Origin of the sequence: Staphylococcus cohnii species complex 1663 (genome assembly GCF_041008415.1) — a bacterium.
Lineage (GTDB): Bacteria > Bacillota > Bacilli > Staphylococcales > Staphylococcaceae > Staphylococcus > Staphylococcus ureilyticus.
Map to the genome: position 1 here is coordinate 12,820 of NZ_JBFDVL010000011.1, position 25,676 is coordinate 38,495.

The window sequence follows — 25,676 nt, forward strand, 5'->3', positions numbered from 1 at the left end:
TAACTCTATTTAACACCTATTATCATTATTTAGCAAATGAAAATTACTAAATTTTAAAATAAAATGATTGCATCCGGAAATAAAAGTTATATATATAACAATGGAGTTACAGCATGTCCTTCGAACAAACATATTTTCAATTCAAATTTATTATTTTTGTGTTATTAAAAAAATACCATATTAAGTATAATCGAGAAGAATATACTCAATTACTCACTATCAAAATGTGGGAACTAACACAGAAGTATTCTCCCCATCATTCTGTCTCATTACAACAATTTTTATATTTTCGTTTGAATTGCTATTTGATTGATTTGTTTCGCAGTCAGAAACAATTAGAAATTACAATAAATTCTCCAGATTTAAAAGAACGAGAAAATATCCTGTTTGATCAAATGAATCATCAAATTATATACCAACAGTTTTTGCAACTATTAACTACTAATGAAAAAAATTGGCTTAACTTAAAATTGCTAGGCTATAAACAATTTGAGATTGCATCAATATTGAACTGCTCTGTTTCTACAATAAAAAATTATCGGAAAAAGGTGCAAATAAAATACATTAAATATTACGGAATAAATCAAAAATAGGAGTTGGCAAATGACAAAGTTTACAAAATTATTATACCTCAAATCCGTTGTTGGAAATGAAATCATAACAGTCGGGCAATATACCACGCATCAATTTCACTATCCTACTTCAATCATGCCTACACTTACTTACCTTCTAGAAACCTATGGTTTATCACTATCTTATCAAACAAAACAAGCTAAACAAGTTTTAAAAATCAGAAAAATGGTCCCTATATTTATTAATCCAGATATTACTTTATTTCCGCTTAAAGCGAGACGCGCACCCTTGCAATATTATATCAATGCAAATGCGATTGTTGGGATTAAATCAAATAATGAACAAACAACAATTTATTTTGAAAATGCTACATTCATCATTGTAGATGCACCCTACACTTTTGTATATAAAAAATGGCAAGAAAGCATCACACTTTCTCACCTTTTAATTTAACGCATCATAGCGCTCTATTATGCTTATATTCTAATAGCTTCTTCGTAAAATAACCTGTTGCGACCTTAATTAAGTATAGACTAATCACCAATAATAGTAGCGCACCTATGAGTGTCAATACAACGATAATACTAGATAAATCAACTTCTGGTTTAATAAAAAATTGGACTGACGACAAACTTGTCAATAAAGCAAATAAGAATAATCCTAATAAAATAATATATGTAATTAAAATACCAATTAATAACATGAAGAAATAAGCTGATGAAACTACCTTTTCTTCAAAGATATAATTTTTCAAAAATTGGTTGGAAAACGCAATCGGTCGATTGAGTTCTTCCTCATGGTTTTTATCCAAGACTTTCGATAACACTTGATCTAGTTGTTGTTTTTCTTTTTTATTTAAAAACCATAAATGCTTTTTAACTTTCTGTTTAAAAATATTTACTTTCATTAAAGTTTCTCCTTAAAAGTATCACACTTATACTATCAATATACAGGATAAGTTATTTATCTTATGGTTTCAATAATATTATAAAAAATTTTGCAATCAAATTATATTTCCTTTGCTTATCCATACTATTCTATAGTTTTTTATTTCAATCAAGTAACCACATAAATTCAATTTATTCAATCCTACTTTAATCAACGCCAACAATGAATTGAAATACAACTTTCCATCGCTTACCCAATAGTAAATGATTTCGCTTCTATAATCGCTCATTATTTACTCGTTTCATTCATTATTAATTCATAATATTATAACTTTAGTTAATTGCTTAATAATAAAATAACTTTTACTTCAGTAACTATACTTTAACTTTGAGTGTGTATAAGCAAGGTAGATGATAATAAAAACACTTTCATAAGAATTCATTTTATGATGAATTCAATGAAAGTGTTTTTTCCATCATTTGGGAGTAGCTACAGAAATGAACTAACTGCGTTTACGACTATAAAATAGACAGACCAGAACTTTGGATATCTTTTGCAAAGCCTTTAACTGTATCAACAGATAATTCGTTTATATCGCGTCCTAAATTATTATTCACTTTTTTAACTACATCTGCCGGACATGTAATAATATCCGCGCCAACTTCATCAGCTTGGATGACATTGATGACTTCGCGACAGCTTGCCCATAATAATTTCACACCTTTTTTACTGTGTGTAACGTCAGCTGCTTCTTTCATCAATGGAATTGGATCTACTCCTGTATCTGCAATGCGTCCAGCAAATACAGACACATATGTTGGAACACCTTCTGTTACAGCATTAGTAATTTCTTTAACTTGATCTAAAGTATAAACAGCAGTAATGTTTAAACGAACATTGTTTGCTGATAATTTTTTAATTAGAGAAATAGTTGATTCACCTTTTGTGTTTACAATTGGAATCTTAACAAAAACATTATCGCCATATTGTTTTAAAATTTCCGCTTCTTTTTCCATAGTTTCTAAATCATCTGCAAATACTTCAAATGAAATAGAAGCGTCAGGAATTTCGCGCACAGCTTCTTCGGCAAATGCTTTATAATCTGTTACACCTGCTTTTGCCATTAAACTTGGGTTTGTGGTAAAACCATCTACTTGTTTATTTTTATAAGCTGCTTTCATTTCTTCAATATCTGCACCATCTGCAAACACTTCAACATTTAAATTTGCCATTACTAATTCCTCCTGACTAAAATAAATAATTCTATAAAGAATTATTTTTATAACGGTTTAAACCATACACTTTATTTATACCACCTTTATTTCATAAATTCTATTTTTCTGCTTATAAATGATTAATTTCTGAAAATAATAGTATCAGTAACAGATCTAATATCACTAAAAACAAGCTTTATAATCTATATTGTTATTAACTAAAAACTTTTCTTATTGTAAATTTAGTTAACTTTAAGTTAATTTATGGTATTATAACTTAATAAATTGCATTAGGAGGTTATTATGGCACGTTCAAAACTTTATTTTTATTTATCATGCATTTTAATTATAATTAGCTTTTATTTTAATACTAGAAACCCTCTATTAAATATGCACTTTAATTCAATGATTAAACTCATTTTTGTTTGTAGTATTATCAATGCTATTATTTTAATACTTGCTATTATCTTTTCTGATAAATCTATTAAAAATTTACATGAAAATTCAGACTGGATTCGTCCAGTTAGCAAAATCTTACCTTATATAATATTAATTGTGATAGCAATTCATATTATTGCTTCTCTCTCAACATTTGGTATTATTTTCTAAATCCTACTACAAAAGTTATACTACTTTTGTAGTTTATTTTTTTGAAAGGAAGATATCATAGTGCAATATTTATATATTTTTGTTGGCGGTGCCATTGGCGCATTCATTCGCTATTTATTATCTGTTTTTAATAGTACTGAAGGATTTCCAACTGGCACATTTTTTGCGAATATCATAGGTGCATTTTTAATGGGCTTATTAGGGTCTTTAGCGATACAGTATTTTAGAAACAATCCACTACTCAAAAAAGGTATAACTACTGGATTACTTGGTGCACTGACTACTTTTTCAACGTTTCAATTCGAACTTGTTGGATTATTACAACAACAAGCATATGTAATGTTAGTAACCTATGCTTTACTCAGCTATATCATAGGTATATTGGTTTGTTATATTGGAGTTAGAATGGGGGCGCGTTTATCATGACTCAGTTTTTTTTAGTTATGTTAGGTGGCGGAATAGGCGCAGTTATTCGTGCATTTGTTACTAATTTCTTTAACAATAGAATTAATAGTACTTACCCGATTGCAACACTTGTCGTAAATATTTTAGGTAGTTTTTTGATTGGTCTATGCATGGGACTGACTTTAAACGTTACTTGGATTAACACATTTTTAATTGTTGGAATTCTTGGTGGACTAACTACTTTTTCAACTTTATCATCTGAATTAGTTCAAATGTTAACACCAAACAAACAGATATTTCATTTTATTATTTATTCAATTTTACAATATGTAGTAGCGTTCATTTCATGTTTATTAGGATATTTTATGATTTAACTTACATAAAAAGAAAAGACCGTAAATATAGTTATAATCTACTATATTTACAGTCTTATTCAAAATATAATTACTCTATTAGTGTCCACTATACTCTGATGGATTAGGACCAATTCTTTTATCTTCGTTTAAACTGTCTAACCGTTCAATGTGTTCTTTAGTTAATTCAAAATCAAATACATTAAAATTTTCTTCAATTCTAGATGGTGTGACAGATTTAGGTATCACTACAACTCCATGTTCAATATTCCATCTGATTATAACTTGTGCTGGTGTTTTATTTATTTCTGATGCTACTGACTTAACTGTAGCATCTTCCAAAATTTGTGCATTCATTAATGGTGACCAGGATTCTACGTGTATATTTTGAACTTCAAGATATCTTCTCAATTCTGACTGTGTGAGATAAGGATGAAATTCAACTTGGTTAATTACAGGTTTAATTGAAACTTGAGCAAGTAATGCTTCTAAATGTTCTGCATTAAAGTTACTAACCCCAATATTCTTAACTTTATCATTTTTATACAAATCTTCCATACCTTGCCAAGTATCTATCATCAATGCTTCATCTAAGCCTGGCCAATGCATTAAATATAAATCTAAATAGTCTAATCCTAGCTTACTTAAACTAGTCTCATAAGCTTCCGCTACATTGCTGCGACCATAATCATCAAGCCATAATTTGGATGTAACAAAAAGATCACTTCTATCTAATCCTGTGGATGATAATCCTTCTGCAATGCCTTGTCCAACCATTTCCTCATTATCATATATCATTGCAGTATCAATATGTCTATACCCATTTTCAATTGCATGTTTTACTGCATCCTTACATTGATCGTTATTTTCAACTCGGAAAGTACCTAAGCCTATGATTGGCATTTCATTACCATTATAAAATGTTACAAATTCCAAATTTAAACTCCCCTTTACTATTAAACTATCTATAATAATAATCAAATTTATCAAACAATTAAATTAAAATGCCTAAATTTTAAATAATTTGTCTAAATAAATTACTTATATACTTAGATATAGACTTTTAACAAATAGCTATAGTCATAACCTTCTAAAAAAAATTCGATTCTTTTCCTAAACCAAAAACACATTTGTTAAGTTATTTTAATCCTATTGTTTAATGACCTATACATATATTGGTATTATATAGAATTAGAATAACATTAATAAATAGCAATTTAGATACATATATTTTGATAGGCAAATCAAACCAGATAATTTATATTAAAGTTTGCTCGTAGAAAAGTAAGTTCACACTTATAAAATACAAGTAAAAAAGCCCATAAATAAATTTTCGAAAAAATTCATTTATGAGCTATTATAACAAGATTTATATTCTTGATACTTAATTAGTTAAATGTTTCAATTTCATCCATCACACGTTGTAAATCTTCAACATTGTACTGGATACGACCATGAAAAACAAACTTATTAAAGTATTCATCAAGTTGTTCTGGTCCAACTAGCACTTTAGAATTAGTACTTTGTGCATAATTTGAAATTGTCACAGCACCTTCATCTTTAGGATTAAAATAAAGAATTGATGTCGGTGTGAATTTCAAGTTTAATTCTGTTTGTAATTCACCAGCTAGTTTTTCAATTTCATTTAAATAATTCGTATAATTTACAAATGATAAAGAATCTTTGTCATCATTTTGGTCCATAACTAAGGTTTGTGCCGTTTGTTTGTCAAGATTTAACGTTTCAAACACTTGCTCCATCATCGGTTGTTCTTTGAATTGGTTAGCATTAATGCCATTAAATACATGACCTTTTAACAACTGTGAATCTATGAGATAGAGTCCAGTACGTGTGAGTACTAAATGACTTATACGTCGTATATCACTAAAGTTATTTTTCGGCAAGAAAATATTTGCCATGATATGCATATCTTCTGGACGAATACGTTTTTCATTAACTAAGCGTTCACGAATACCAATTAATCTCATATCCGTTACATACTCACTTTTATTTTTAGAGAAAAGTTTTAATGCATCTATTTCTTGCTCTTTAGCATTTACTGTAGCTTCATAGTCCTCTTTTTGTTTAGTAACTTGCTTTTTATTTTCAATTCTTTCTTTTTCTAACTCTTCATCATGTTCATCGTTAAGTTTTTGTTCTCTTGTTTTGTATTGCTCCTCAATGGTCTGCTGTGCTTTTTTCTTACTTTTCAAAGCAACTAAAAATAAGATCAAACAAATAACTGCTACGACAATTGCCACGATTAGTCCAATTTCCATCGAGCCAAATGAATTCATAACAACAACGCTCCTTTATGTGTTCAGTAACTTAATTATAATAGATATGAGTTCATCATTCGATAGTAAAGTTTAAAAAATTAATTACGTCACGCTTATATTTCTACGCTATCTTTTAATAAATTTACTTTATCTAATTTTTCCCAAGGTAACAGTATATCTGTTCTTCCAAAGTGACCATACGCTGCCGTTTGTTTATATATTGGATGTTTTAAATCTAACATTTTAATAATGCCTGCTGGTCTTAAATCAAAGTGAGTTCTAACTGCTTCTACTAGTTCTGTTTCACTTACTTTTCCTGTTCCAAAAGTATCTATTGCAATCGATACTGGTTCAGCCACTCCAATGGCATATGCGAGTTGAACTTCACATTTATCCGCTAAATCAGCTGCTACAATATTTTTGGCTACATAACGCGCAGCATAAGTAGCTGAACGATCTACTTTTGTAGGATCTTTACCGCTAAAGCAACCTCCTCCATGACGTGCATAACCACCGTATGTATCTACGATAATTTTACGACCAGTTAAACCAACATCACCCTGAGGCCCGCCAATTACAAATCGTCCAGTTGGATTAATATAAAATCTTGTATTATCGTCAATTAATCCTTCCGGTACTGTTGGGTATATGACATGTTCTTTGATGTCAGCTTGAATTTGTTCTAAAGTAATGTCTTCCGCATGTTGAGCTGAAACGACAATTGTATCTATACGATGTGGTTTATCTTGTTCATCATATTCCACCGTTACTTGAACTTTTCCATCTGGGCGCAAGTATTTTAAAATACTATCTTTTCGCACATCTGATAATCGTTTAGCTAATTGATGAGATAAAAATATTGGTAACGGCATATAAGTATCCGTTTCGTTTGTCGCATAACCAAACATCAAACCTTGGTCACCTGCACCAGTTGCTTCAATTTCTTCTTCTGATAAATTATCACGATATTCTAATGCATTATCGACGCCTTGTGCAATATCAGGCGATTGCTCGTCAATAGCGGTTAATATTGCCATCGTTTGACTATCGTAACCATATTTAGCACGTGTATACCCGATGTTTTTAATTGTTTCTCTTACAACTTTAGGGATATCTACATATGTAGCTGTAGAAATTTCTCCTGAAATTAATGCCATACCCGTAGTCACGGTAGTTTCACAAGCAACCCGCGCATGAGGATCATCTTTCAATATTTCGTCTAAAATTGCATCAGACACTTGGTCAGCGATTTTATCTGGGTGACCTTCTGTAACCGATTCTGAAGTAAATAATCTTCTATTATAAGTCATAAATTAACTTGCTCCTTTGTCTTTGATTACGAAAATTCTCTTTTATTGAGCTCATTAAAAAAAGCCTTCTTCACTATATGAATAGAGAGAAGGCCCTTATACGTCCATTCGCTCTTATCGTTCAGACGCTATTTGTCCGCAAACGGTTTGGCACCTTTCTTCGTTGTAAGAAGAGGTTGCTGGGCTTCATTGGGTCCATGTCCCTCCGCCACTCAGGATAAGAGAATCCGTTAATCACTATAGTACCGAAACTAAGTACTAATGTCAATTTGATATTTATTTAAATTCCTTTAAAAATGGTGTGGACTAATCAATCATATGTGTTATACTCTGTAATTGTAAAGGCTTACATTAATTTAATAGCGTTGGAGGGATATAGTATGGCGGTAGATACATACACTTACACAAAAAAAGTTCAAAACATTTTGGACAAGAAGTCTTCATTATTTCAACAATCTACAACACAGTTGTATAAGAAAATTCTTAATAATAATGAAGGAGAACTAACCGAACTAGGTGCAATTAACGCTAAAACGGGTAAATATACTGGTCGTTCACCGAAAGATAAGTTTATTGTTAATGAACCATCATACAGAGATGATATTGATTGGGGAAATATCAATCAACCTATTGAAGAAGACACATTTTTAAAATTATATGATAAAGTATTAAATTATTTAAATGAAAAAGATGAATTATATGTATTTAAAGGCTATGCAGGTAGCGATAAAGATTCACAACTCAAACTAACGGTTGTCAACGAATTGGCTTGGCATAATCTCTTCGCACAAAATATGTTTATTCGTCCTGAAACAAAAGAAGAAGCAGAAGAAATCAAATCTGACTTTACGATTGTATCAGCACCCTATTTTAAAGCTGATCCAAATATAGATGGCACAAATTCAGAAACATTTATTATTACTTCATTTAAACATAAGGTCATTTTAATCGGCGGTACTGAATACGCTGGTGAGATGAAAAAAGGTATTTTCTCCGTAATGAACTACTTACTGCCTAAAGATAATATAATGAGTATGCACTGCTCCGCAAACGTTGGTGAAAAAGGTGATGTAGCTCTATTCTTTGGACTTTCTGGTACAGGAAAAACAACACTTTCAGCAGATTCAACTCGAAAATTAATCGGTGATGATGAACACGGTTGGAATGAAAATGGTATCTTTAATATCGAAGGTGGATGTTACGCAAAAGCAATCAACCTTTCTTACAAAAAGGAACCTCAAATATATGAAGCAATTAAATACGGTACAATTTTAGAAAATGTTGTTGTAGATGAAGAAGGCGATGTCGACTTTGATGACAACTATTACACTGAAAATACAAGAGCCGCTTATCCAATCAACCATATAGAAAATATCGTTACACCTTCCAAAGCAGCACATCCAAATACGATTATTTTCCTTACTGCTGATGCTTTTGGCGTTTTACCTCCTATCTCAAAACTTAGCAAAGATCAAGCGATGTATCACTTTTTAAGTGGATTCACAGCTAAACTTGCAGGAACAGAAAGAGGTATCACTGAACCAGAACCATCTTTCTCAACATGTTTCGGCTCACCTTTCTTACCTTTACATGCTAAAGTTTATGCAGATTTACTAGGCGACTTAATTGATAAACATGATGTGGATGTTTATTTAGTGAATACCGGTTGGACTGGTGGTAAATATGGTACAGGACGCCGTATTAGTTTAAGTTATACGAGACAAATGGTTAATCAAGCAATCACTGGACAACTAAGAGATACAGAATATATTCAAGATGATATGTTTGGATTAAATATACCAGTGGAAGTTGAAGACGTACCTCAAACACTACTAAATCCAATAAATGCTTGGAGTAAGCCAGAGGCATATAGAGAACAAGCTCAAGATTTAATCGACAGATTTAAACATAATTTCGAAAAATTTGGTGATGAAGTTTCAGATTTAGCACAAAATGGTGGCTTTAAATAAATACTTAATAAAGCACATGGACTACATTATAATTGTGGCCCATGTGCTTTATTAGTAATTTTTTTATTTTTTTCTACTTTATCCATCCATTGTTTAACTGTATATAACGCTGTTTTCATTGCAAATGGCCTTGGTACATGATCTTCATCCATTTGATAAAATGTTTGATAAGTCGAGCCAATATGTTTCAATTGTGTTTCCAAATAATAGGCTTGGTGAATCCCAACTTGTTTATCTTTACCACCATGTACAATAAGTATAGGTGGACTGTCGGCGTGTATATTAGCAATCGCATCCCTTTGCTTATATGCTGTTGCTTGTTTCTTTGGATGTCCGATCATCCTTCTCAACATACCTCTTAAATCTATTCTTTCTTCATACATGAGGTGAATATCAGACACACCACCCCAAATAATAAAACTTGTAACTGGTAAATCTTGAAATGTAAGCAGACCTTGTAATCCACCTCTGGAAAATCCTATCATATGAATATATGCATCAGGGTACATTGCATTTAATATTCGAACAGCCACGGTTACATCATTTAAATCCCTACCATAAAATTCATCTTTACCTTCACTACCATTGTTACCTCTATAATAAGGTCCAAATACAAGTGTTTGAGCATCTGAAAATTGCATTAAACGTCCTGCTCTTACTTTACCAACTTGTCCTTTACCACCTCTCAAATATATAACTATTCTTTTTACACTTTTATGTGGTTGCATTAATAAACCTCTAACATTAATCTCATCCACTTCATAAGTGACTTCATCAAAAATATGGTCAGGTACTTCTATCGGCATTCTTTTTCTGTGAATAAAATCCAAGCTCGATCACTCTCTCTAAACATTTTAAAATTGCAGCATCTTTCAATAAATAACTTTTATATGCTTCTGAAATATCTGAGATACTATTGAAAATTAATGGCCCATCAGTTTCTAAATAATCATTTTTCGTTTGTAATCGATCTACTTTAACCATGAAAACATCTTTTGTAAAAGGTGTGCCATTTTGACGATTAACACAATATTGAGCAATATAATGTCTATCTTTAAAATTAATAAGCGCTCCTGTTTCTTCAAACAATTCCCTATCACACGCTTGTACACTTGATTCCCCTGCTTCTCTTTTGCCACCAGGAAATTCTATACCTCTTATTTTATGTTTGGTAAAAAGCAATTGTCCTTGATATATTGGAATAACTAAGACATGGTCTGCATCTGGTATATCATCTTCATCTTTAAACGATAAAAAAACATCATCATTTTCTTTATCTTTAAACTTCACAAACATCAATCTCCCTTTATATATGTTAAACTATCAATGCGATGTAAATTGTTGGAGGCAAAATTTTATGAAAAAAATCTTTCTAGGACTTATCTATATATATCAACATTTCATTTCTCCTATGACACCAGCTACATGTCGCTTTTACCCAACTTGTTCTGAATATACTAGAGAAGCAATAGAAGTTTTTGGCCCCTTTAAAGGTACTTGGTTAGGTGTTAAACGTATTTCAAAATGTCATCCACTCCACAAAGGTGGATTTGATCCAGTACCTTTAAAAAAAGATAAAAAGCATAAACATTAATCAATCTGCATTAAATTATCTTTGTTTACTAAAGGAGGTTCAAAATAAATTGAACCTCTTTTTAATATGCCTGAATGTGCTACAATATCATTTTCAAAATAATAACCTTGTGGTGTAATATCACTTGGATAAGTTGTATATCTTGCTAATAAAGCAGTAAAATAACGACTTAAACCATATTCATACATACCGCCAATGACAAATTTCACATCTTTTTGTTCTAATATTTCAATGATTTCCATGACTTTATCAATACCACCGAGTCTAAATGGTTTTAATATGACAACATCGATTTTATAATTTTCAATATAATATAAAATTGTTTTCAAAGATACTGCTTTCTCATCAATAGCTATAGGTGGTAATTCCGTATCTTTAAATTGATTTACTTTTTCTATATCTTTAAAAGGCTCTTCTAAATAAAGAATTTCACTGCTTGAAAGTAACATGATTTTCTCAACTTCGTTATCTCTAACAGATTCATTGGCATCAATGACAATTTGAGGTTTAAATAGCAATCTCTGCAATCGCTTAACATCTTCTAAAATCGTTTCCGACCATTTTATTTTTATGCGTTGTGGTTGTGTGACTTTTAAGTCCTTAATTTGTTTATCCGTTAGGCCGCTAACCGTGGCACCATAAGACACATTAAACGTCTCTAATTGGAAAAAAATTTGATAACAGGCCATCACAATCATACTTCGTGTAGCTGGATATTTTTCCAAACATTGAAGCGCGTTTTGAACTTCCGAAAAGCATTCAAACTCAATATTTTTAAAAGATTCAAACCACTTTATTGTTTGGTCATAAACTACTTCTATCGTTTCATCATCATACCAGTCTGTTTCAAAAGCGTTACACTCTCCAAAATAATGTTTCTGCTTATCCGTAATAAATTCAATAATAAGTGCTTTACGCTTGTCCAATTTTACCTTAGGAGTAATAATTGAATGTTTAAAATCATTATTACAAATATAAAGTTTCATTTCGCTCAATTTCATAAATTTTCACGCCTAATTTTTTAAATGTTTTCGTTGTAGTTTACCAGTTGATGTATAAGGTAATTCTGTTACTTGTTTAAAATATTTTGGGATTTTATATTTCGCTATATGTGATTTAAAATGTTCGATTAATGTTTCATTGGATAATTTTGTTTTTGAAACATAATATAAATAAGGTACTTCCCCCCACGTGCTGTCATGCTCTCCGATACACATTGCATCAGTAATTGATTCGTGTAGTTTTGCTACAGATTCTAATTGATATGGATATATATTTTCGCCACCGCTAATGATCAAATCTTTACGTCTGTCATAAATCATTACATATCCATCGTCATCTATTTCAGCAATATCTCCCGTTTTAAAATAACCATTTTCAAACGTATCTATTAAATCTTCAGGATATAGGTATCCATTCATAACATTGTCACCTTTGATAAGTAGTTCTCCATGTCCTAGGTTATTCGGTTCTTTTATTTTCACAAAAACATTTTCACTTGGTTTTCCGACGGTATCATAGCGCTCAGCTAACATACTTGGCGATGCTGTTAAAAATTGGGAACATGTTTCAGTCATTCCGAATGAATTGTAAATCGGCAATCCTAATTTCAAAGCTTTTTCAATCAATGTACTAGAAAGCTTAGCCCCGCCTAATAATATCTTTTGAATATTATACGGTTGAGTCAACCCTTCATCCATTAACCATTTTAAAGTTTGAGGAACCAATGATACATGCGTTGGTAATTCTTTTTCTATTATTTCAAGCATCCTATGTGAATTAAACTTCGCTGCAATTCGTACTGTAAAACCTTGAATCAGCGCTCTTATTATGACACTTAATCCAGAAATATGATAAATAGGCAATACAGATAACCATTTTGTGTCTTGATTAAACCCTAGACTTTGTTTACAACCCAGTGCACTTGCATAATGGTTGCCAAATGTTTGAGGAACAGCTTTTTGTGGTCCTGTTGTTCCAGAAGTAAACATAATAGAAGCAATTTGATCCATATTGAATATAGCTTCATAAGTGTTATTAGAAACTTCACGTTTCAATACATCAAAATCAATTATGATTATATCTTGTAACGTTAAATTGGTAGTAGTAATTACTGTATCAGTTTCAATAGAATGCAACTGGTTTTGTATTTCTTCTTTGGTTAAACGCGTGTTTAACATCACGATTTCAACACCTGCTAGCCACAACGCATTAATCAAAGTAATAGATTCAATATGATTTTCTATATATATTCCTATACGCTTTTTCTTCAACTGTTTTATTTGATAAGCTAAACGACTTGCTTCGTAATACATTGAAGCAAACGTGATTTTATTAAGACCATCATCAATAAATACTTTATTTCCATTTTGTTTTGCTTGCGTTTTCAACCAAAATTCCAATCTGTCATTCCTCCATCTCAAAGACTATTATAACGTTTTTACTTTGATTTAACAGTGTTGGTGCATTTTATTAGTTTCTATTACCGTAAATACATATTTATACTATTTGTTTACATTTCTTTTGTAAAATAGTCAAAATTTAAGTTGTATGCGATGAATTTTGGTGATATGATAATAAAAATGACTTCGTTTCAACTAATTATAAACACATAAACAAAACATGATCTGTAAAAGGACTCTTCATTATCATAATAGATTATTAAGGCATCAGAGGTTCGAATCCCTCACTCTTCGTTTACTTACACCATATTAGATAAGAAGAAAGATAAACGTTTTTATTTATATATATGATGAAGGAGATCACAATAAAATGAAATTTATTAAATACGAAATTGAGCAAGGCTTGTACTACGACCTCATAACGATATATGCAAAAACTAACAAAAATACACCGTTCCATTTCACTTTTTCAGAAAGCCATACTCTAAAAGAAATAAGAGATAAATTAGAAGATATTGCAATTAAAATTGACAAACAATAATATTTGTTTAACGCAATCATCAAATAACGAAAAATCGTTACACTTATAATAAATAGAACGATGTCCTAAGATGGCTCATAATCCCTTAATCACAAAATCAAATATTAGAAATTAAGACGCAGTTTGCTCCCTAAGTTATTGTATAACAATAACTTAGAAAACATCAAAATTCATCTATAGTATCCACCAAAGTTATCGATAAATATAAAACCCGTTATACCAACGTTTTAAATAACGATGTATAACGGGTTTTATAGAATTAACGGAGAGTGAGGGATTCGAACCCTCGAGACGCTTGTGGCGCCTACACACTTTCCAGGCGTGCTCCTTCGGCCAACTCGGACAACTCTCCAATATAGAATTAAAAAAACAGAAGCGATATTTCACTTCTGTTTGTATGACCCCGACGGGACTCGAACCCGTGTTACCGCCGTGAAAGGGCGGTGTCTTAACCGCTTGACCACGGGGCCATGGCTCCACAGGTAGGACTCGAACCTACGACCGATCGGTTAACAGCCGATAGCTCTACCACTGAGCTACTGTGGATTAATTTGAATGGAGCGGGTGATGGGAATCGAACCCACAACATCAGCTTGGAAGGCTGAGGTTTTGCCATTAAACTACACCCGCTTGATAACGATTATGGGGCGGTTGATGGGAATCGAACCCACGAATGTCGGAACCACAATCCGATGCGTTAACCACTTCGCCACAACCGCCAAAAATAAAATGGTTCAGGACAGAGTCGAACTGCCGACACATGGAGCTTCAATCCATTGCTCTACCAACTGAGCTACTGAACCTTAATGGTAAATCAATAATGGCGGTCTCGACGGGAATCGAACCCGCGATCTCCTGCGTGACAGGCAGGCGTGTTAACCGCTACACTACGAGACCAAACTATGTAATTGCGGGAGGCGGATTCGAACCACCGACCTTCGGGTTATGAGCCCGACGAGCTACCGAACTGCTCCATCCCGCGTTAATATTATTAATGACGCCTACCTATTAAATATACCATAATGTCATTACAAAATCAACATTATTTTAAAATTAATTTACAAATAATTAATTTATAATTAAAAATTAAATGTCATAATGAGTAGTTAAGCTCCCCTCATTTCTGAATACTTATTTAGTATATTAACTTTTGTAGCTTTCGTCAATGCTTTCATTAAAGTATTTTGTGTAAAAAAGGAATATAACTATAATATTATAATTTTAGTTAAGAAATGACACATATTTGTTTATTTTTATAGCTTGCTTATATTTATTTACTTAAAATATAAGCAAGCTATAAAGACTGTTCATTTTATAATTGAAATATAAAACTTATTTCCCCGTATTGTGCTGTATAATTATAGACCGTCGTAGGTTTATTCAATCTATTTACTCATGATACCCATCATTTTACTTTGTAAATTTGTAAATGTCGTGAAACCATCATCTTCCATGAAGTGTCCTCCAAAATCAGTAATTTTACATTTGCCATTCAATTCATCCATTAAACGCTTTGTTTCTTTGTAAGAAACATGTTTATCGTCTTTTGCACACAAACCATAAAATTTATTCACTTTTTCTTTAACTTTATCATAGTTAATGATTTTATCATCTAATTTCAACGACTCATCAATCTCTTGTGCATCCTCTTTGAAACCTGAGATACTGAATAAACCTTCAATATTGTTTATGTTTTTATTTTGAATAAATTCAAGTGAAGCAATTGTACCAAAACCATGAGTTACAAAATAGGTATCCTGTTTACGTATATGGATCTGTTCATTCATAACATTGAGCCATTTACGTATATCACTATTTTGTTCTTTCGGAATGTTAAAAAGTGTAACTACGTAACCTTCTAATGTAAGATTATTTGCTAACCATTCATACCAATGATTCGTTGAATCACCTAATTTTGAATGTACTATTACTATATCTGTCATAAATCAATCCCCCATTTACAAATATTACTTTTAAAGTATCTCATATATTTCACCAGTATTGTAAGTTTCAACTTAGTAAAAAAAGCCAATTCTACAATAATTAAAAATTAACAAAGTAGAAAATGACTTTTTTATTATTTATTTAGATTTCATCTAAAATCTCTTCAACCGCTTCTTTTCCTTGCTTTATGCAATCAGGTAACCCAACAGCCTCAAATGACGCACCAGTAATACGTAGTCTAGGATAATTATGTCTTATATGCGATTGTATCAATTTAATTTGTTCAATATGTCCTACTTGATATTGAGGCATACTTTTAGGTAAACGATTTACAATACTAAAATCAGGCGAACCTTTAAAGGTCATCATTTTACTCAAATCATTTTTCACGATTTTCACGAGTTCTTCATCTGTATGATCGTCAACTACCGTATCACCTGGTTTACCAACATAAGCTCTAATTAACACTTTACCTTTAGGTGTTGTAAATGGCCATTTCTTACTTGTCCAAGTACAAGCCGTGATATTCGTATCGCTTGTACGAGCAATAACGAATCCTGTGCCATCATAATTGTTGATGATATTTGCTTCGTCAAATGCAAGTACGACTGTTGCTACTGTTGTAGAATCCATGTTTTTAAAATAATCAAAAGCAGGATCATTACCAAACCATTGTAAGAAATTTTGATGTGGCGTTGTAACTAAGACACTATCATAGATGCGCTTCTCATTGACTGTTTTAATTTCATATTTTTTCTGTGACGCTGTAATATCTTTAACAGCCGTTTGATATTTAATATTAACACCTTTTGCTACCAAATCGTCTCTTAAACATTCTATAAACGAACTCAATCCATGTCTAAACTGTTTAAATTGTCCCTTAGGTGCACCTGGATAAAGTTCACGTTGTTTTATTCTTTGCGCCTTCTCATATCGCATTCCTTTAATAAGGCTACCAAATTGTTCTTCTCTTTCTTTAAACTCAGGGAAAGTACTCATTAAACTAAGCTCGTCAATATTTGTGCCATAAATACCACCCATTAATGGTTCTATTAGATTTTCTAGCACTTCGTCACCTAACCGCGTTCTAAAAAATTCACCAACCGACATATCGTTATCCATATCTATAGTTTTTTTAAACAAATCCATTCCAGCTCTTAACTTACCCAATGGAGAAATTAATTTTGTTTTGAGAAATGGTTTGATGTCGGTCGGTATTCCTAAAATAGAACCGCCTGGAATCGGATAGAGTTTATTTTTAGCATATATATACGATTGCCCAGTTTTATTAGTAATGAGTTGATCTTCAAGCCCTATATCTTTGGCTATATCTGTCATAATTTGTTTTCGTCCTAAATAAGATTCTGGACCTAATTCAATGGTATAGCCCTCATTACGATATGTTTGTATTTTCCCGCCTACTCTATTAGAAGATTCATAAATTGTGACATCGATGTCAGGTCTTTTTGATTTGATAAAATATGCACTGGATAAGCCTGTGATGCCTGCCCCAATAATTGCGATACTCTTAGTCAATGTGATTCACGCTTCCTTTAATAAACATTTTTAATTTCATCTACGATTGCACCAATAAATAGTGAATCTGTATTAGGCATTGCTGGACGGAAGTAATTAACGCCTAACTCATCACAAATTATTTTGCATTCATAATCATTATCATATAATACTTCCAAATGTTCACATACAAAGCCTACAGGCGTATAAATAAAGTTTTTATAATTATATTTTTCGAATAAGTTTCTAGTTAAATCTTGAACGTCAGGGCCTAACCAAGGTGTCCCAGTATTACCTTCTGATTGCCACCCTTCAGCAACGTGAGTAATGTTTGATTTAGCTTTTAATAATTCAGCAGTATCATGCAATTCATTCGGATATGGGTCATTATTTTTTTCTATAAGTCCTTTAGGTAAACTGTGTGCTGATACTACTAAGACTGTTTCATCATGTTCTTCTTTTGGTATTTGCTCTAAAGTTTCATTTACCTTTTCAGTCCAGTATTGGATGAATTTTGGTTGTTGGTAATAATGTTCAACATGGTTTAACGTAATACCATATTTATCCGCTTCTTCTTGTGCACGCTTATTATAGGAACCCACTGAAAAACTTGAATAATGTGGTGCTAGTACCACAGTAACAGCTTCATCTATGCCTTCTTTATTCATTGCCTTTACAGCATCTTCAATAAACGGATGGATGTGCTTCAAACCAATGTACAACTTGAACTCAACATCAGTATATTGATTATTCAACTCTGAACATAATGCCTCAGCTTGTCGATTCGTAGTTCCCGCAAGTGGTGATAAACCGCCAATAAATTTATATCTATCTTTTAAGTCTTGCAATTCTGCTTCTGTAGGTTTTTTCCCATGTCTAATATCTGTGTAATAAGCTTCTATGTCACTTTCTTTATAAGGTGTACCATAAGCCATTACTAGTAAGCCTACTGTTTTTGCCATTTTAAAATCATCCTTTTATTTAAATTTTTAAGATGTAGATGACATAATTAAATGTAAATCTTGTTCACCTTTTGTATGTCTAACTATCTTTGAGTATATTCGTGAACAAACGTAGTAATTCTTTTTAAAGTTTCGGGTTTAACTTGTGGAAAAACACCATGTCCTAAATTAAATATATGTTTACCATGTGCTAAGCCCTCATCTAAAATAGGTTTTAATCGCGCTTCTATAACTTCCCAAGGTGCTAATAGTAAAGATGGATCTAAATTCCCTTGTAATGTTTTAGTAATATTTAAATCATTAGCTTCTTTAATAGACAGTCTCCAATCTAGACCTAATACATCTATTGGTAAATCATTCCATTCATGTACTAAATGACTTGCACCCACACCAAATAAAATCACGGGTACATCGTATTTCGCCTTAATTCCATTAATTAACTTTTTCATTGCTGGTTTTATATAATATCTGTAATCTTGAACGTTTAATGCACCAACCCAAGAATCAAATACTTGTATGATTTCTGCACCAGCTTCTATTTGAGCTGTCGTATAAGTAATAGACATATCGACTAAATGATCCATAAGCGCAAACCAAGTTGCTTCGTCACTATACATCATTGCCTTTGTAAAATTATAATTCTTAGAAGGCCCACCTTCAATCATATAGCTTGCTAAGGTAAAAGGAGCGCCAGTAAAACCAATCAATGGCACCTTCAATTTTTCTTCAGTTAATAATTTAATCGTGTCTAATACATATGGAACATCTCGTTTCGGATCAATATTCCCTAATTTTTCAACATCTTGTATATTTTTAATCGTATTATGAATTACTGGTCCTATCCCGGACTTAATTTCTACGTCCACCCCTATCGGTTGCAATGGGGTCATGATATCTTTATATAAAACCGCAGCGTCCGTATTATAATTATCTACTGGTAAATGTGTTACGTATGCACATAATTCTGGCTGGTGTGTTATTTCAAATAAAGAGTATTGCTCTTTCAATTTTCTATATTCAGGCTGTGATCTACCAGCTTGACGCATAAACCACACAGGTGTGTGTTTAACTTCTTTGCCCTTAATCATATCTAGGATTGTATTATTTTTATTATGCACCTTGTAATCCTCCTACATTATAATCATTCTTATTAATATTACCATATCCACTAATTTCCCGTATTCAATCAATAGAAATGTCATAAAAAAGACAAAGTGTGTCACTTTGTTATTCTTAATTATTTGACTATTGTTTTCTAACAGAAATCAATTATAATACTGTTAAAGTCTATTTTACATTTATTTGAAATATTAGAAGTATGTATAGTAAATTATAATAGTTATGCAATGTTTCTTAAACAATTCAAGGGGGAAAACTTATGAAAATTTACGCATCTTACGGTACATTTGGTTATTTAAATCAAATTAGACTGAATAATCCGACACATCATCTACTACAATTTTCAGCTTCCGATTCTTCAGTTATTATAGAAGAAACAGAAGGTGAAACGGTTTTAAAACACCCGCTGGCTTATGACATCATTAAGTCTGAAGGGAATTTAGATGAAAATTACTTCTATTCTGTTATTTTTATACCAACATCAGAGGATCATGCATATCAATTAGAAAAGAAATTAGAAAATGTCACAACTGATTTCAAACAATTTGCAGGTTATAGAAGTTATCGCTTTTTAAAACCAAATCAAGGGTTAACATATAAAATTTATTTTGGCTTTAATAGTCGTACAGATTACGAAGATTTCAAAGCGTCTGCCGTTTTCCAAGAAAACTTTGATAAACTAGCACTAAGTCAATTCTTTGGTTCTAGTGGTCAACATTCAAGTTACTTCGAAAGATATTTATTCCCAATTGACGATTACTAATTAAAAATCGCTACTCAAATTTAGCTCTAAGCTAAAACCTGAGTAGCGATTTTTTAATCTGTTAGCAAACTTTCTTGATATTTCAATTTTTTAGTTATATTTCTAATCGTCAACCATCCTACAAGAAAGTAAATGAGACCAAACAAACTATATTGTGGAAAAACAATAGCAAAAGTAACGATAAAAATCACGCCTATAATACACATTAATCTATTTAAAAATTGTTCATATCCTTTAATGACCTTACTATCAGATACAGGCCAAACTTGAGGCCATAGACCATATGCTTGTTGTGTATAAAATTGAGCCATTTGTAACAATATAATATACATAAATAGACTACCAATTAATAAAACTACGATGACTTGATGTAACCATATCATCATAACTAAAGCTATAATAATCAAGCGTAATATAATATTAAATGCGTCTTTACCTCTAGCAAAACTTCTAATAAATAAATAAAGATACATATAGTTTTCATTAAATTTTTTAGGTTTCGGTTTCCACAATAACGGATCTAAATAACTTCTCCTTACTGCTTTCTCTTCTAATTGTTTTACATCCGTAAACATATTTACAAATTTATAATAATTCATATGATGTTGTTGTTCTGTATTAATCATATGCTCCCATGGGAACAAATAGTCTTTGTTTAAATATCTTATTAACAGAGTCAGAGCAACAAGTATAATAACTGAAAAAATACTTGAGATATTTTTAGGATCTAAGGCTACATAATAACCAGATGTAAATATCACAAACAAAATGCTAAATAAAGACCAACGTTCAAGACGAAATTTATACCACTGCCATTTTAATAATAAACCTAAGAGCGGAAATATAATTGCTAGTCCAGCAAAGATAATATAAAATCCAAACGTTTTGTTATTAAGCACATAAAATAATGGAAATAATATAATAATTAATAATATTTGTATAGGTAATCTAGTAACATAACTATACATCAAACTTTTTTTCATATATTCAAACATATGTTTTTCAAATGGCAAGAGAAATAATTTATCTGCATCTTTCAATAAAGTCCTAATTGGGAACATGGAAGTAATGGCTGTGATTATACTAACAATTAACGAATAATTAATATGTTTAGGCATTGATTTCAACCAATCTCCATAACCTAAAATAAATGCACCTAATAAAATCACAAGAAATACAGAAAAATGACCATTAAATATAAACTTATTATAATAACTTTTCTCTTTTGTGATTTGTTGTTTCCTTAAATCAAATAATTGTTTAGCTTGCTGTCTCATGAGTTCTGGCCACCTTGAGTAACATGTATATAGATTTCATCTAAAGTTTTACCACTTAGCCCTGTTTGTTCTCTTAATTCATCTATATTACCGAATGCTACGATTTGACCTTTGTCCATTATTAAAAATCTGTCACAGTATTTTTCGGCCGTTGCCAAAATATGTGTACTCATCAATACAGTTCTGTTCTCTTCTTTTTTCTCGACCATTAAATCAAGCATAGATTGTATACCTAAAGGATCTAATCCTAAAAATGGCTCGTCAATGATATATAATTCTGGATCTACAATGAATGCACAAATAATCATCACTTTTTGTTTCATACCTTTAGAAAAATGACTCGGAAATATATCTAATTCATTTTCTAACCTAAATGTTTTTAATAATGGATTTGCCCTTTTCATCGCTTCCATTTTATCTATATTATACGCCATTGCTGTCATATTAATATGTTCTTGCAACGTTAATTCATCATATATGACTGGTGCTTCCGGAATATATGACAACTTACGTCTATAAGCTTCTACATCTTGTTTGATATCAATATCTGAAATTGTTAACTGCCCTTCCATCGGCGTTAATAAGCCTAACATATGTTTAATAGTGGTACTCTTCCCAGCACCATTCAAACCTATCAGTCCAACAATTTCTCCTTTTTTTAATTCAAAATTTATATCTTTTATCACAGGTCTTTTGCCATAACCGCCTGTTAAATGCTCTACTTTTACTGTCATAAGGCACCTCCACAAATAGTATTGTATCAAAAATCAAACATTGTTCATAAAGTTACTTCAAAAAATGACGGAATTTAATCAGTAATGCTATAATAGTTACTAAACATCTGACAAGGAGTGAAAATTTATGTCTGAAACAATCTTTAGTAAAATAATTAATGGTGAAATTCCTAGTTATAAGGTATATGAAGATGAATATGTTTATGCATTTTTAGACATCTCTCAAGTGACCAAAGGTCATACTTTATTAGTTCCTAAAAAAGTTTCTGCAAATATCTTTGAAACGGATAGTGAAACAATGAAACATATAGGCGTTGCTTTACCTAAAGTAGCAAACGCAATCAAAAAAGCATTTAACCCTGATGGTCTAAATATTATACAAAATAATGGTGAATTTGCCGATCAATCTGTCTTCCATTTACATTTTCATCTGTTACCAAGATATGAAAATGAAGTAGATGGTTTTGGTTATAAATGGGAAACACATGAAGAAAGCATAGGCGATGAACAAAAGAAAAAAATTGCACAAGAAATTGCAGCACAATTTAATTAATTATGCTTACCTGATATGATATAGGGTATATTAAAAATATTAATGACTCAGAAATTTTAGAAATGAGGAGAATTTTTATGAAAACAGCTCAATTATTACTAGGTCTTGGTGCTGGTGTTGCAACTGGAATTGGTGTTGCATTAATGAATCGTGATAAGAAAAATTCAAACCAATTTGAGACAGAAGCGCGCAGACCTACGGGTGCTGAATCTGAATTTGATAAAGAAATCAACACTATAAAGCAAAACGTCAATGATATTGTAAATTACATTTCACAAATCAAATCAGAAAGTACTGAAATTGGCAGTACTATTGGTGATGAAGTGAAAACGATGATTGGTGATTTTAAATCTGATATCGATCCTAATATTGAAAATTTGCAATCCCATATTGAAAATTTACAAAATCGTGGCGAAGAAATTTCAAAAGCATTTGAAAAAGACAAATAATTAACTCAATTAACTAAGAGTTATAACTCACTTGAAAACCTGAGTTATAACTCTTTTCTTTATTACAATAAAAACATCTATGTCTTTAAAATGATGCTGAATTAAAAAATATATAGTACACTCATCTTTCTTTGATTAAAAACTATAATATCCTTACATTATAGTGTTTTGAGAACTTTTCAAACTCTAAAATTAACTTAAAGTTAAACTTGACGACTGTAAGAATACGTTAGATAATACGAAAGTATATTCAATAAATTTTAAAAAGGAGTATGATTGCGTAATGTATTTATGTACACGTCAAATAGATATTAACGCTCGTTTTGGCATACCTAGAATTGCTTTCCTTAGTTTTGTTACTACAATTATCACATTTTTAATTGCATACGAACTTTTATACTTCTTTTCAAATACCAAATTAACAGACGACCACTTTTTAATATTTTTAATTTTAGTAGTGCTTTTGTACCCTTTACATAAATTAATCCACTTATTGTTTTTCTATCCCTATCGTAAGTCATTTAAAAAATATAAATTAGTAAAACATAAGTCTGTGCCTTTTTATAATGTGTATGTAAATACACCTGTTAATAAATATTATTTTTGTTTTGATTTAATCACACCAGCTTTATTTATAACGATTGTTTGCACATTTATAAGTACTATCATCCCTCAATATGGTCATTATTTAATGTTTTTAATTGCTTTGAATTTAGGTTATTCGGTTATGGATTTTCTTTATTTAAAGATCATATTATTTTCAAATGAAGGTACTTATGTTGAAGAACATCAAACTGGTATTAATATTTTAAACAAAGTATCACCTTATACGAATCATGAACTTGATTAAGCAAACAGCAATGTTTGCTTTTTTTTATTCGCTCTTTTTTATATAAAATGGTTACAACTATAGTCGTATATATTAGGTTTCTAATTGGTGAAAACGACTTTATATGTTATATTTACGTTGTTATTCTTACAAAAGGAGTTCCCAATCATGAAAACATTTAAAAAAGTTATAATTCCTGTTACTGCTAGTGCATTATTATTAGGTGCTTGTGGTAATAGCGCTACAGATTCTAAAGAAGATACAATTATTTCATCAAAAGCTGGCGATGTTAAAGTTGAAGATGTAATGGATAAAATGGGTGATGAGCAAGTTGCAAACACATCTTTTTCTATATTATTAAATAAATTGTTAGCAGATAAGTATAAAGATAAAATAGACACGAAAGATATTGATAAAGAAGTTGAAAAAGAACAAAAACAATACGGTGGCAAAGATCAATTTGAAAGTATGTTAAAACAACAAAAAATGTCACTTAGTGACTATAAAGAGCAAAAAAAATTACAATCATATCAAAAGGCACTACTGAACGATAAAGTGAATATTTCTGATAAAGAAATTAAAGAATCTACTAAAAAAGGTTCGCATATTTTAATTAAAGTTAAAGAGAATAAAGATGACAAAGAAGGTTTATCAGATAAAGATGCAAAAGCAAAAGCAGAAAAAATCCAAAAACAAGTATCAGAAAATCCTGACAAATTTGGAGAAATTGCCAAAAAAGAATCAATGGATAAATCTTCGGCTAAAAAAGATGGTAGCTTAGGATATGTTATCAAAGGACAAATGGAAAAAGATTTTGAAAAGGCGCTCTTCAAACTTAAAGAAGGCGACGTTTCAAAAGTAGTTAAAACAGATTATGGTTACCATATTATTAAAGCAGATAAAGAAAATGACTTTGATAAAGAAAAAGGTAAGCTAAAATCGCAATTAATCCAACAAAAAGTACAAAAAAGTCCTAAATTACTAACAGACGCTTATAAAGAACTGTTAGATGAATACAAAGTAGATTATAAAGATAGAGATATTAAAAAAGCTATTGAAGATTCTATTCTAGACCCAGATAAAATTAAACAGCAACAACAACAACAGCAACAACAGCAAGCGATGCAACAAGGTGGAGCTGGTATGACCTCTGGACAATAGATTCATAATTCATAAATAAACAAGGCAAATGCTACATTCTAGGGCATTTGCCTTGTTTTTTTATTAATGAAACTAACTTATATTTACTTATTAATTATGCTTGTACACATATTTTTCGAGACGATTGTATTTTATCTCTTGCGCTGATATATAACACAGGATAAACACATATTCAATCTACTTATATCAAATCATACGATGCTCATGAATAAAAAACGATTATCTCATCCCT

At 31.1% G+C, this 25,676-nt stretch carries 28 protein-coding genes, 8 tRNA genes and 1 riboswitch; of the genes, 13 read left to right on the top strand and 23 right to left on the bottom strand.

What is annotated here, in order from left to right:
- Window positions 1-113 precede the first annotated feature (113 nt).
- Both AB1J10_RS11610 and AB1J10_RS11615 read left to right on the top strand, forming a co-directional pair.
- Complete coding sequence (locus AB1J10_RS11610; protein ID WP_070039577.1) at window positions 114-593, top strand: sigma-70 family RNA polymerase sigma factor; 480 nt, start codon at window positions 114-116, stop codon at window positions 591-593.
- A 10-nt stretch (window positions 594-603) separates the two neighbouring features.
- Window positions 604-1,026 carry a competence protein ComK gene (locus tag AB1J10_RS11615; protein ID WP_046207598.1) on the top strand — a complete coding sequence of 141 codons (423 nt, stop codon included), beginning with the start codon at window positions 604-606 and terminating at the stop codon, window positions 1,024-1,026.
- 4 nt (window positions 1,027-1,030) lie between these two features.
- On the opposite strand, the gene AB1J10_RS11620 is transcribed toward AB1J10_RS11615, so the two are convergent.
- The gene (locus AB1J10_RS11620) at window positions 1,031-1,480 is read right to left on the bottom strand and encodes a hypothetical protein (RefSeq protein WP_369003125.1); all 450 of its coding nucleotides are present in this window, start codon (window positions 1,478-1,480) and stop codon (window positions 1,031-1,033) included.
- Between the two features lie 499 nt (window positions 1,481-1,979).
- Window positions 1,980-2,693 (bottom strand): transaldolase, encoded by a 714-nt coding sequence (locus AB1J10_RS11625; RefSeq protein ID WP_046207600.1) that lies wholly within the window; start codon window positions 2,691-2,693, stop codon window positions 1,980-1,982.
- A 285-nt stretch (window positions 2,694-2,978) separates the two neighbouring features.
- On the opposite strand from AB1J10_RS11625, the gene AB1J10_RS11630 reads away from it, so the two are divergent.
- Genes AB1J10_RS11630 through AB1J10_RS11640 form a run of 3 tightly spaced genes read left to right on the top strand, consistent with a single transcriptional unit; the run spans window position 2,979 to window position 4,063 of the window.
- A complete protein-coding gene (locus tag AB1J10_RS11630; RefSeq protein ID WP_107520797.1) occupies window positions 2,979-3,284 on the top strand; it encodes a hypothetical protein in 306 nt (101 codons plus the stop codon).
- A gap of 60 nt (window positions 3,285-3,344) precedes the next feature.
- Window positions 3,345-3,710, top strand: coding sequence for a fluoride efflux transporter CrcB (gene crcB / locus AB1J10_RS11635; protein WP_046207602.1), 366 nt, complete (start codon window positions 3,345-3,347; stop codon window positions 3,708-3,710).
- Window positions 3,707-4,063 (top strand): fluoride efflux transporter FluC, encoded by a 357-nt coding sequence (locus AB1J10_RS11640; protein WP_046207603.1) that lies wholly within the window; start codon window positions 3,707-3,709, stop codon window positions 4,061-4,063. Before crcB ends, AB1J10_RS11640 begins: the two co-directional genes overlap by 4 nt.
- A 78-nt stretch (window positions 4,064-4,141) precedes the next feature.
- On the opposite strand, the gene AB1J10_RS11645 is transcribed toward AB1J10_RS11640, so the two are convergent.
- The 3 genes from AB1J10_RS11645 to metK all read right to left on the bottom strand — a co-directional run bounded on the left by AB1J10_RS11645 (window position 4,142) and on the right by metK (window position 7,631).
- Complete coding sequence (locus AB1J10_RS11645; protein WP_070658749.1) at window positions 4,142-4,978, bottom strand: aldo/keto reductase; 837 nt, start codon at window positions 4,976-4,978, stop codon at window positions 4,142-4,144.
- A gap of 452 nt (window positions 4,979-5,430) precedes the next feature.
- Entirely contained in the window at window positions 5,431-6,339 is a 909-nt protein-coding gene (locus tag AB1J10_RS11650; protein WP_369003126.1) for a nuclease-related domain-containing protein, read from the bottom strand.
- Window positions 6,340-6,434: 95 nt separating this feature from the next.
- Complete coding sequence (gene metK / locus AB1J10_RS11655; protein ID WP_064208803.1) at window positions 6,435-7,631, bottom strand: methionine adenosyltransferase; 1,197 nt, start codon at window positions 7,629-7,631, stop codon at window positions 6,435-6,437.
- Window positions 7,632-7,742: 111 nt separating this feature from the next.
- Window positions 7,743-7,855: riboswitch (SAM riboswitch) on the bottom strand.
- Window positions 7,856-8,011: 156 nt separating this feature from the next.
- On the opposite strand from metK, the gene pckA reads away from it, so the two are divergent.
- The gene (gene pckA, locus AB1J10_RS11660) at window positions 8,012-9,601 is read left to right on the top strand and encodes a phosphoenolpyruvate carboxykinase (ATP) (protein WP_070658751.1); all 1,590 of its coding nucleotides are present in this window, start codon (window positions 8,012-8,014) and stop codon (window positions 9,599-9,601) included.
- A 26-nt stretch (window positions 9,602-9,627) separates the two neighbouring features.
- Here pckA and AB1J10_RS11665 read toward each other — a convergent pair whose 3' ends face one another.
- Both AB1J10_RS11665 and ytkD read right to left on the bottom strand, forming a co-directional pair.
- Complete coding sequence (locus tag AB1J10_RS11665) at window positions 9,628-10,431, bottom strand: alpha/beta hydrolase family protein (RefSeq protein WP_182478100.1); 804 nt, start codon at window positions 10,429-10,431, stop codon at window positions 9,628-9,630.
- Window positions 10,388-10,897, bottom strand: a complete 510-nt coding sequence (gene ytkD, locus AB1J10_RS11670; RefSeq protein ID WP_107365779.1) for an RNA deprotection pyrophosphohydrolase — start codon at window positions 10,895-10,897, stop codon at window positions 10,388-10,390. Before ytkD ends, AB1J10_RS11665 begins: the two co-directional genes overlap by 44 nt.
- Window positions 10,898-10,958: 61 nt before the next feature.
- Here ytkD and yidD point away from each other — a divergent pair, with 61 nt between their 5' ends.
- Window positions 10,959-11,195, top strand: a complete 237-nt coding sequence (gene yidD, locus AB1J10_RS11675) for a membrane protein insertion efficiency factor YidD (protein WP_064208800.1) — start codon at window positions 10,959-10,961, stop codon at window positions 11,193-11,195.
- Here the strand turns inward: yidD and menC are convergent.
- Together menC and menE are read right to left on the bottom strand one after the other, a co-directional pair.
- Window positions 11,192-12,196: an o-succinylbenzoate synthase gene (gene menC, locus AB1J10_RS11680; protein WP_107365781.1), complete on the bottom strand. Its 1,005-nt coding sequence runs from the start codon at window positions 12,194-12,196 to the stop codon at window positions 11,192-11,194. The two genes, yidD and menC, sit on opposite strands and share 4 nt — an antisense overlap.
- Window positions 12,197-12,208: 12 nt before the next feature.
- Window positions 12,209-13,597 carry an o-succinylbenzoate--CoA ligase gene (gene menE, locus AB1J10_RS11685; protein ID WP_107365783.1) on the bottom strand — a complete coding sequence of 463 codons (1,389 nt, stop codon included), beginning with the start codon at window positions 13,595-13,597 and terminating at the stop codon, window positions 12,209-12,211.
- Between the two features lie 370 nt (window positions 13,598-13,967).
- Here menE and AB1J10_RS11690 point away from each other — a divergent pair, with 370 nt between their 5' ends.
- Window positions 13,968-14,138 (top strand): hypothetical protein, encoded by a 171-nt coding sequence (locus AB1J10_RS11690; RefSeq protein WP_164987238.1) that lies wholly within the window; start codon window positions 13,968-13,970, stop codon window positions 14,136-14,138.
- A 263-nt stretch (window positions 14,139-14,401) separates the two neighbouring features.
- Here the strand turns inward: AB1J10_RS11690 and AB1J10_RS11695 are convergent.
- From AB1J10_RS11695 to hemE, 12 genes are all read right to left on the bottom strand, one after another.
- Window positions 14,402-14,490, bottom strand: a tRNA-Ser gene (locus AB1J10_RS11695).
- Between the two features lie 46 nt (window positions 14,491-14,536).
- A tRNA-Glu gene (locus AB1J10_RS11700) sits at window positions 14,537-14,608 on the bottom strand.
- A gap of 1 nt (window position 14,609) precedes the next feature.
- Window positions 14,610-14,684, bottom strand: a tRNA-Asn gene (locus AB1J10_RS11705).
- Between the two features lie 10 nt (window positions 14,685-14,694).
- Window positions 14,695-14,768, bottom strand: a tRNA-Gly gene (locus AB1J10_RS11710).
- A 13-nt stretch (window positions 14,769-14,781) separates the two neighbouring features.
- Window positions 14,782-14,857: transfer RNA gene (locus AB1J10_RS11715), tRNA-His, on the bottom strand.
- Between the two features lie 11 nt (window positions 14,858-14,868).
- Window positions 14,869-14,941, bottom strand: a tRNA-Phe gene (locus AB1J10_RS11720).
- Between the two features lie 18 nt (window positions 14,942-14,959).
- A tRNA-Asp gene (locus AB1J10_RS11725) sits at window positions 14,960-15,035 on the bottom strand.
- A gap of 11 nt (window positions 15,036-15,046) precedes the next feature.
- Window positions 15,047-15,120, bottom strand: a tRNA-Met gene (locus AB1J10_RS11730).
- Between the two features lie 403 nt (window positions 15,121-15,523).
- The gene (locus tag AB1J10_RS11735) at window positions 15,524-16,081 is read right to left on the bottom strand and encodes an alpha/beta hydrolase (protein WP_107365852.1); all 558 of its coding nucleotides are present in this window, start codon (window positions 16,079-16,081) and stop codon (window positions 15,524-15,526) included.
- A 142-nt stretch (window positions 16,082-16,223) separates the two neighbouring features.
- Window positions 16,224-17,618 (bottom strand): protoporphyrinogen oxidase, encoded by a 1,395-nt coding sequence (hemY, locus tag AB1J10_RS11740; RefSeq protein WP_070039591.1) that lies wholly within the window; start codon window positions 17,616-17,618, stop codon window positions 16,224-16,226.
- Between the two features lie 17 nt (window positions 17,619-17,635).
- Window positions 17,636-18,559 carry a ferrochelatase gene (hemH, locus tag AB1J10_RS11745; protein ID WP_046207614.1) on the bottom strand — a complete coding sequence of 308 codons (924 nt, stop codon included), beginning with the start codon at window positions 18,557-18,559 and terminating at the stop codon, window positions 17,636-17,638.
- Window positions 18,560-18,642: 83 nt separating this feature from the next.
- Window positions 18,643-19,677 (bottom strand): uroporphyrinogen decarboxylase, encoded by a 1,035-nt coding sequence (gene hemE, locus AB1J10_RS11750; RefSeq protein WP_046207615.1) that lies wholly within the window; start codon window positions 19,675-19,677, stop codon window positions 18,643-18,645.
- Between the two features lie 260 nt (window positions 19,678-19,937).
- Here hemE and AB1J10_RS11755 point away from each other — a divergent pair, with 260 nt between their 5' ends.
- A complete protein-coding gene (locus AB1J10_RS11755; RefSeq protein WP_046207616.1) occupies window positions 19,938-20,441 on the top strand; it encodes a hypothetical protein in 504 nt (167 codons plus the stop codon).
- Between the two features lie 53 nt (window positions 20,442-20,494).
- On the opposite strand, the gene ecsB is transcribed toward AB1J10_RS11755, so the two are convergent.
- Window positions 20,495-21,718 carry an ABC transporter permease EcsB gene (gene ecsB / locus AB1J10_RS11760; RefSeq protein ID WP_107365709.1) on the bottom strand — a complete coding sequence of 408 codons (1,224 nt, stop codon included), beginning with the start codon at window positions 21,716-21,718 and terminating at the stop codon, window positions 20,495-20,497.
- Window positions 21,715-22,452: an ABC transporter ATP-binding protein EcsA gene (gene ecsA, locus AB1J10_RS11765; protein ID WP_070039595.1), complete on the bottom strand. Its 738-nt coding sequence runs from the start codon at window positions 22,450-22,452 to the stop codon at window positions 21,715-21,717. The genes ecsB and ecsA overlap by 4 nt, the downstream gene beginning before the upstream one ends.
- 127 nt (window positions 22,453-22,579) lie before the next feature.
- Here ecsA and AB1J10_RS11770 point away from each other — a divergent pair, with 127 nt between their 5' ends.
- The 4 genes from AB1J10_RS11770 (at window position 22,580) to prsA (ending at window position 25,444) form a co-directional block, all read left to right on the top strand.
- On the top strand, window positions 22,580-23,005 hold the full coding sequence (locus AB1J10_RS11770; RefSeq protein ID WP_046207619.1) for an HIT family protein: 426 nt from the start codon (window positions 22,580-22,582) through the stop codon (window positions 23,003-23,005).
- Window positions 23,006-23,082: 77 nt separating this feature from the next.
- Complete coding sequence (locus AB1J10_RS11775; protein WP_046207620.1) at window positions 23,083-23,454, top strand: YtxH domain-containing protein; 372 nt, start codon at window positions 23,083-23,085, stop codon at window positions 23,452-23,454.
- Window positions 23,455-23,737: 283 nt separating this feature from the next.
- On the top strand, window positions 23,738-24,304 hold the full coding sequence (locus tag AB1J10_RS11780) for a DUF3267 domain-containing protein (RefSeq protein ID WP_046207621.1): 567 nt from the start codon (window positions 23,738-23,740) through the stop codon (window positions 24,302-24,304).
- A gap of 147 nt (window positions 24,305-24,451) precedes the next feature.
- The gene (gene prsA, locus AB1J10_RS11785; protein WP_046207622.1) at window positions 24,452-25,444 is read left to right on the top strand and encodes a peptidylprolyl isomerase PrsA; all 993 of its coding nucleotides are present in this window, start codon (window positions 24,452-24,454) and stop codon (window positions 25,442-25,444) included.
- The last annotated feature ends 232 nt before the right edge of the window (window positions 25,445-25,676 follow it).

Excerpts from the sequence above, each read along its gene's own strand:
- AB1J10_RS11610 (WP_070039577.1), top strand. The coding sequence starts at position 114 with ATGTCCTTCGAACAAACATATTTTCAATTCAAATTTATTATTTTTGTG.
- AB1J10_RS11615 (WP_046207598.1), top strand. The coding sequence starts at position 604 with ATGACAAAGTTTACAAAATTATTATACCTCAAATCCGTTGTTGGAAAT.
- AB1J10_RS11620 (WP_369003125.1), bottom strand. The coding sequence starts at position 1,480 with ATGAAAGTAAATATTTTTAAACAGAAAGTTAAAAAGCATTTATGGTTT.
- AB1J10_RS11625 (WP_046207600.1), bottom strand. The coding sequence starts at position 2,693 with ATGGCAAATTTAAATGTTGAAGTGTTTGCAGATGGTGCAGATATTGAA.
- AB1J10_RS11630 (WP_107520797.1), top strand. The coding sequence starts at position 2,979 with ATGGCACGTTCAAAACTTTATTTTTATTTATCATGCATTTTAATTATA.
- AB1J10_RS11640 (WP_046207603.1), top strand. The coding sequence starts at position 3,707 with ATGACTCAGTTTTTTTTAGTTATGTTAGGTGGCGGAATAGGCGCAGTT.
- AB1J10_RS11650 (WP_369003126.1), bottom strand. The coding sequence starts at position 6,339 with ATGAATTCATTTGGCTCGATGGAAATTGGACTAATCGTGGCAATTGTC.
- metK (WP_064208803.1), bottom strand. The coding sequence starts at position 7,631 with ATGACTTATAATAGAAGATTATTTACTTCAGAATCGGTTACAGAAGGT.
- pckA (WP_070658751.1), top strand. The coding sequence starts at position 8,012 with ATGGCGGTAGATACATACACTTACACAAAAAAAGTTCAAAACATTTTG.
- ytkD (WP_107365779.1), bottom strand. The coding sequence starts at position 10,897 with ATGTTTGTGAAGTTTAAAGATAAAGAAAATGATGATGTTTTTTTATCG.
- yidD (WP_064208800.1), top strand. The coding sequence starts at position 10,959 with ATGAAAAAAATCTTTCTAGGACTTATCTATATATATCAACATTTCATT.
- menC (WP_107365781.1), bottom strand. The coding sequence starts at position 12,196 with ATGAAATTGAGCGAAATGAAACTTTATATTTGTAATAATGATTTTAAA.
- AB1J10_RS11690 (WP_164987238.1), top strand. The coding sequence starts at position 13,968 with ATGAAATTTATTAAATACGAAATTGAGCAAGGCTTGTACTACGACCTC.
- AB1J10_RS11735 (WP_107365852.1), bottom strand. The coding sequence starts at position 16,081 with ATGACAGATATAGTAATAGTACATTCAAAATTAGGTGATTCAACGAAT.
- hemH (WP_046207614.1), bottom strand. The coding sequence starts at position 18,559 with ATGGCAAAAACAGTAGGCTTACTAGTAATGGCTTATGGTACACCTTAT.
- AB1J10_RS11755 (WP_046207616.1), top strand. The coding sequence starts at position 19,938 with ATGAAAATTTACGCATCTTACGGTACATTTGGTTATTTAAATCAAATT.
- ecsB (WP_107365709.1), bottom strand. The coding sequence starts at position 21,718 with ATGAGACAGCAAGCTAAACAATTATTTGATTTAAGGAAACAACAAATC.
- ecsA (WP_070039595.1), bottom strand. The coding sequence starts at position 22,452 with ATGACAGTAAAAGTAGAGCATTTAACAGGCGGTTATGGCAAAAGACCT.
- AB1J10_RS11770 (WP_046207619.1), top strand. The coding sequence starts at position 22,580 with ATGTCTGAAACAATCTTTAGTAAAATAATTAATGGTGAAATTCCTAGT.
- AB1J10_RS11775 (WP_046207620.1), top strand. The coding sequence starts at position 23,083 with ATGAAAACAGCTCAATTATTACTAGGTCTTGGTGCTGGTGTTGCAACT.
- AB1J10_RS11780 (WP_046207621.1), top strand. The coding sequence starts at position 23,738 with ATGTATTTATGTACACGTCAAATAGATATTAACGCTCGTTTTGGCATA.
- prsA (WP_046207622.1), top strand. The coding sequence starts at position 24,452 with ATGAAAACATTTAAAAAAGTTATAATTCCTGTTACTGCTAGTGCATTA.